The organism is Candidatus Hydrogenedentota bacterium (assembly GCA_016791475.1).
Classification (GTDB): Bacteria; Hydrogenedentota; Hydrogenedentia; order Hydrogenedentales; family JAEUWI01; genus JAEUWI01.
In genome coordinates this window covers 20,729-27,056 of record JAEUWI010000080.1, presented here as the reverse complement: position 1 = coordinate 27,056, position 6,328 = coordinate 20,729, and the positions used below count along the sequence as shown (strand labels likewise).

Genomic DNA, 6,328 nt, shown 5'->3' with positions numbered 1-6,328 from the left:
GGTGAAGGCGAGGGTGAAGGCGAGGGTGAAGGCGAGGGTGAAGGCGAGGGTGAAGGCGAGGGTGAGGGTGAGGGTGAGGGTGAGGGTGAGGGTGAGGGTGAAGTGACGCTGATCGCGGAATTCACGTCGGACCTCACCACCGGTGAAGCGCCCCTGACCGTCCAGTTCTTTGATCAAAGCATCGCCGAGCCCTACGGACTGAAATCGCTGCTATGGGCTTTCGGTGATGGTCAGTTCAGCGCCGATCAGAATCCAACCCATGTCTACGCGACACCGGGCAGCTATTCCGTGACCCTGAGTGCGATAGACAACGCAAACAATGGCGATGTTGAGACGAAAACCCGGTACATCGTGGTATCGGCGGCGGCGGAAGGCGAAGGTGAAGGTGAAGGCGAAGGTGAAGGTGAAGGTGAAGGTGAAGGTGAAGGCGAAGGCGAAGGTGAAGGCGAAGGTGAAGGCGAAGGTGAAGGCGAAGGTGAAGGCGAAGGCGAGGGTGAAGGTGAAGGTGAAGGTGAAGGTGAAGGTGAAGGTGAAGGCGAAGGTGAAGGTGAAGGCGAAGGCGAACTCCAGATCATCGCTGAAGACTTGCTCGAACTCTTCACAGATGCCGACACCGACGCCGACGGATTGCTAAGCTTTGCCGAAGCACAGGCCCAGATGGCTGGCCTCACACAAGAGCAGTTCGATGTGCTCGATCTCGACGGGAATGGCGCCCTGAGCCGCGCGGAGCTGAACCGCACGGCAAACGGTAACGTGGGTTGCAACTGCGCCACCACGACCAAAAACCTCACGCTGCGTCTGGGCGATCTCGCCGGTGACCTATTCCTGCTCGCCTGCGCAACAATGGCGCTGCTGGCCTGGCCCGGCGCCCGCGGGCGTAATCGCGGACGATAACCACCATAGTTCACCCCACGGAACCCGACCCGGAGGCCGACAAGGACCGGCGGATTTGCTTCCGTGGGGTCTTATTTTCCGACCCCGTCCCAATTCATCCCGCCCCGTGCGTTGCCTTCGTTAGGGCTGCTCTCCGGTCTTTGCTATGATGGGGGCGCTGTTTCACGAGATCGCAAACCCAGGGGCCTTTCGGCACATGAATAGATTTTTGACCTTACTCCTTCTGGCTTGGCTCGGCGCATGGAGTACCGTGGCCCCGGCCGCGGGTGATCCCGCCCCCCTGCCGTTCCACACCCTCCCCCTGGAATCCCCCGGCGCGCGGGTCTCCTGGGCCTCGCCCCTCGCGGGCGGCCCACTGCGCGTCGTCGCCATTGCACCCTACGGCGCCTTTGGCGACCTGGCCCAGCTCCGAAGCTACATCGAACTGGAGCTGGAAACGGTCGCCGTGTGGGACGAAAAGCATCTCGGCTTCGATCCCCAGTTCCCCGAGCCCAACTTCCCGGACGCAGCCTATGAGCAAGTGGCAAAGCGCCTGGAACGGCTCCTCGAAAAGCGAAAATTCGACGTCATACTCCTGGCCCACTTCAACCCGGACATTTTGCCCGAGAGCGTCCAGCAGCGCATCATCGAACACGCCGGAAACGGCGTGGGGCTGCTCGCAACCGGCGCAGCCCTCGAAGGGACCGGCCCGCTCGCCCAATGGCTGAAGGCCCAGCCCGCCCTCGAAACGCCCCCCCCGCTCACCCGCGGCATCGGCCCCCTCGGCATTCCCGAGACCGAACAGCAAGCCATGGTCCAGTGCTACGGCGGTGAACAGAACCGCCTGACCACCCTCAACTTCCAGAATGCCCCCTCCCCAAACCACTGTCTCGTTCCCGTGCCGGGCAATCCCTTCGACATGCTCCCGGAGTACGAAGCCAACGCCTTTTCCCTCGTCTGCAAGGCCCTCCTCTGGGTGGCGGACCGCGCGCCCGCCCTCAACATCACCAGCGTGCTCGATATCGCCCCAAAAGGACCGGATGACGAGGAGATACCGCCGGGCTACCCGCCGGAATTCATCGAGGCTGTGCGAAACAATGCCTTCAATCAGCCCATCCGCCCCTTTGTGCTCAACCTGGACGCCCCGGCGGAAGAGGCGTGCGAAGTCCTCTACAGGGTCCGCATTCCCGGCTCCTCCATGCCCTCCACGCTCGTCGATCCCGACACCGTGCTCACCCGGGGCGCCACCTACTACGCCCTCGACATCATAGCGGCCCCCGGCGACTATCTCATCGATTTCTGGCTCAAGAACCGAAAGGGCGTCCTCGCCTGGCACACCGAAGTCCTCTCCGTCCCGGGCTGGCCGCAACTCGAACAAGTCACCGTAAAAAAGGACGGACAGAAAGCCGTCTGGCTCAAACCCAACGACCACCTCGACATCGGCGCACGGGTCCCCGCCCTCGGCGTGCTCGGCTCCGATCAGGAAGCCACCGTGCTCGTCCGAGCCACCGACAGCCTCGGGCGGCAGGTCGCCAGCGCAACCCAGACCGTCGGCTCAACAGGCGCCGAAATCAACCTGCGCCTCGACCTCGCCGATCTGCTCGCGCCCCTCATCCGGGTCGAGGTACACGCCCTGCCAAGCGGCCTCGTGAACCAGGCGAACTTTGCAAGCCTCGCCGCCCGCGAAACCTTCTACTTCCCCGTGCGAATGCCCGAACCGCCAAGCGCGCCCGAAGTCATCCTCTCCACCTCCGGACCCTTCGACTACGGAGCGCAGCGCCAGATCATCCAACTGAGGGACCTCATCGGCGCGGGAACCCTCCACACCCCGCTGAACGCCGATTCCCTCCTCGCCTCCAGCAAAGCCGGACTCAATCGCATCGCGCGCCTCGGCACCCTCGACATCGGCGAAGTCGGCGACGGCGCCGTCCGGATCCCCTGTCTTTCCGCGCCCGAGTACCAGCGAACCGAGAAGGCCACCGTCGCCGCCGGTGTACTACAGGCGTGGGCAGGCGGACCACCCTGCTACTCGCTGGGGGCCGGATGCGCCCTGACCGCCACCGAAGCCGAAGTATGTCAGTCGCCCCATTGCCTCGGAAAATTCAGAGAATACCTGAAGCGGCAATACCCCGACCTCGAGACCCTCAACGCAACCTGGCGCGAATCCTTTTCCTCCTGGGACGAGGTCGTACCCTGGCCCCTCGACCAGTGCCAGCAGCACCGCATTTGGGCCCCCTGGCTCGATTTCAGGCGCGCCATGGACCTTGTCTTCGCCGAGGCCCAAAACGCCGGCCGCGAAGCCACCCGCTCGGTCGATCCCGCGGCCCGCGTCGGATTCCAGGCCCGGAGCGGCGCGCTCACCCCTATGACCGGATACAACTGGCAATGGCTCGCCAGAGCCACCGACTACATGGCCGTTCCCGCCAGGCCCGGCGCCATCCGCCGCCTCCAGGCCTTCCACGGACCCCGCCCCTTCGACGGGATCGTGCTGGGCCACGAAGACCTCCTCGCCGATCCCGCCGCCGCCCGGTGGGCCGCCTGGAACGCCCTGCTGCACCAGCTTCCCGCCATCTGGCTCGAACAGCCTTTCAGCGCCGGCAGCCGGAGCCTCATCAGCCCCGTCGGCGAACTCCGGCCCGGATTGGCCGATCTCGCAACCGCACTCGCCACCTTCCAGGAAGGCATCGGAACACTCCTCTTAAACGCAGAACCCGCTCCCACCGGAATCGCGTTCGTGGACAGCCCCGCAACGCGCTACCTCGACTATGCAAACCCCGGACTCAAGCGGGGCTCCGACACCTCGGAAAACGCGCTCGAAAAAACCCTGAATCGGAACGGGTTCTCCACCCGCGTTCGCAGCCTGGAATCCGGAAGTGACCAGGGACAGCTCGACGGGATCAATACCCTCATCCTCTGCAGAACCCGCGCACTCTCCGATCAGGAGTGCGAAGTACTCAAGACCTTCCACGAAAACAATGGACTCATCATTGCCGACGGACAGCCGGGTGAACTCGACGGACACGGCGCGCCCCGCGCGGCCGTCGCCCTCCCCTTTCTCCATCCCCTCGACACCGAAACACCGGAAGACGACGCCGACCTGTGGACCAACCGGCCCGTATGGGTCACCCAGTCCGGCGTGAATGCCGCCGATCACGACGCCGTCCTCGCCCATCTCCTTGGCCGTGCCGGAAATTCCCCCATGCTCCCCATCCAGGAACCCGAAAAGCAGCAGGGCGCCCAGGCGCGTTTTCAGTTCACCTACGGCGCCGCCACCCTCGCCGCGTTCCTCCCCGAACCGGGGACCGCCAGCACCACCCGAAGGGCAAGCTTCAAAATCCCCGACGACCACTACGCCACCGATCTGCTCCATCCCATGGATACCGTCCCCCGGGGGCGCGTCCAATGGACCGTAACCGCCGGCGAACCCGCCCTCTTCTCCATCCTGCCCTATCGCGTTGAAGAGTTGCGCATGGACGCTCCCGAGACCGCGGTCGCCGGCCAGCGCACCGTCCTCCGCATTCACCTCGACACCGGCGACGCCACACCCGGAACCCACCTCCTGCTGCTCCGGTTCCTCGGCCCGGAAGGCGTAGAGTTGAAGCACTACCGCCAGTCCATTCCCGTGGAGGGCGGCTTCGCCGAAACCTTCATTCCCCTGGCGCAAAATGAATTCCCGGGAACCTGCGAGATCCTGCTTACCGACCTCCTCACCCGGCAGTCCGTTTCCTATCTTATGGATGTGATCGCCCCGTGATAAAAGCGGGCGCGGACAGTTCGATATTCCATAATATCCCGCAAGTGCCGTATGGACAATTAGAATCCGTTGGTCTATAATACCACTGTGTGGACTGTAGCGGCTGAGTGAAGGGTGTCCTCGGACACCCCACCTCAAGCTCGGAAACCAGGATCGCGGGGTGGAAGGGGGACCCGAATCCTGGGGGAACGGAAGGATGACCAGCATGCCCACCGGTGGTATCAGCGGGGACACGAAAACACCCCGGGGACCGCGTTCTGACTCGCCATGCCCTGATTCATCAAAATGGGCGCTGTTGTGCCTCAGGATCGAGGTAGTCATGGGCATGCCCGCCACAAATAACGCGCCGGAGCCCACCGCTGCGCCCGGTGTCACCGGTCGGACCAAGAGCTCCCGTGTTTCGCGCGGGATGGAGCGGCCAGACAGGCCGCTCCCAATGCCCCCCAACCCCAATGTCACGCTGCATCCACTCCAAAAAATGCAACCCGCGATACTAAATTGCAGTAACCCCGCCCGCGCCCGTTATAATGGCCGCCCGCGTACCAGTCCGCCGTTCAAAGGAGCACGATGAAAACATGGGAATGAAAGTCGAATATATCAACCCCTTCATTGAGAGTACCTACGACCTGTTTTCCACCATGCTCGGATGCAAGGCCATCCGGGGCGACGTTGGCGTCGCCCGCCCCGAAGCGAATCCGCGGGACGTCATGGCCCTCATCGGACTCAGCGGTATGGCCCGCGGAATGGTCGCACTCTCCTTTCCCGTGGACACGGCGCTCAACATGGTGAACAAGCTCCTCTCGACCGATATCAAAGTGGTCGACGATACGGTCTCCGACGCCATCGCGGAAATGGTGAATATTGTCGCCGGTGGCGCCAAGTCAAAGTTGAGCGGCGATGATCGCCCCCCCATCGACTTGAGCCTGCCCACCGTGGTCCGGGGCAACAGCTACAACGTGGATTACCCTACCGGCTCCATATGGTTGGAGGTGCCGTTCAACAGCGAACTGGGTTCGTTTACCCTCCGGGTTACGTTTGAAATGGAATCCAAGAAATAATTCCTCTTGGTGTCGAAGAAAGGAAATGCAAGCATGAATGCTTTGGTGGTAGACGATTCCGCAGTGATGCGCAAGGTGCTGATTGGGGCCCTCGGACGGGCCGGGATTTCCGATGTCGACCAGGCCGCCGACGGACAGGAGGCCGTCGCCGCGACGGAGTCCAAGGACTACAACCTCGTCCTCATGGACTGGAACATGCCCAACATGCTCGGCATCGATGCCGTGCGCGCGATACGGGCCAACGGAAAAACCATGCCCATCATCATGGTAACGACGGAAGCGGAAAAGAGTCGCGTGATCGACGCCCTCAAAGCCGGAGCCCAGAACTACGTGATTAAGCCCTTCGAACCCGCGACCATCGTCAACAAGATACAGGAAGTGCTCGCCAAGGCCTCCGGCTGAGGGTCCGCGCGGCGGCGGTCACGCCTGCCGCCGCACAGGATCGCGGCGCCAACACGCCAACGGCGTCGCCCGCACGGGATGCGCGTGCGGCCCGACCGAAAGCGTATGCGCGGAAGCGCAGAGATCACATTAATGTAACCGGAACGGACCATTCCCGCTCCGGAAAATGCTTCAGACCCGGCGGAGAATGAAATTGGGGCGAATTCGTCGAACGCGCGCTGTCGCCCGGCGGTGAAATACA

At 63.2% G+C, this 6,328-nt stretch carries 4 protein-coding genes; all 4 read left to right on the top strand.

What is annotated here, in order from left to right; all coding sequences use genetic code 11:
- The coding region (locus JNK74_26290) for a PKD domain-containing protein (GenBank protein ID MBL7649701.1) at positions 1-894 on the top strand (894 nt) is incomplete at its 5' end.
- 196 nt (positions 895-1,090) lie between these two features.
- Positions 1,091-4,627 (top strand): beta-galactosidase, encoded by a 3,537-nt coding sequence (locus JNK74_26285; GenBank protein MBL7649700.1) that lies wholly within the window; start codon positions 1,091-1,093, stop codon positions 4,625-4,627.
- A 575-nt stretch (positions 4,628-5,202) separates the two neighbouring features.
- Positions 5,203-5,685: a chemotaxis protein CheX gene (locus tag JNK74_26280; GenBank protein ID MBL7649699.1), complete on the top strand. Its 483-nt coding sequence runs from the start codon at positions 5,203-5,205 to the stop codon at positions 5,683-5,685.
- A gap of 33 nt (positions 5,686-5,718) precedes the next feature.
- Positions 5,719-6,087, top strand: a complete 369-nt coding sequence (locus tag JNK74_26275) for a response regulator (protein ID MBL7649698.1) — start codon at positions 5,719-5,721, stop codon at positions 6,085-6,087.
- Positions 6,088-6,328: the final 241 nt, after the last annotated feature.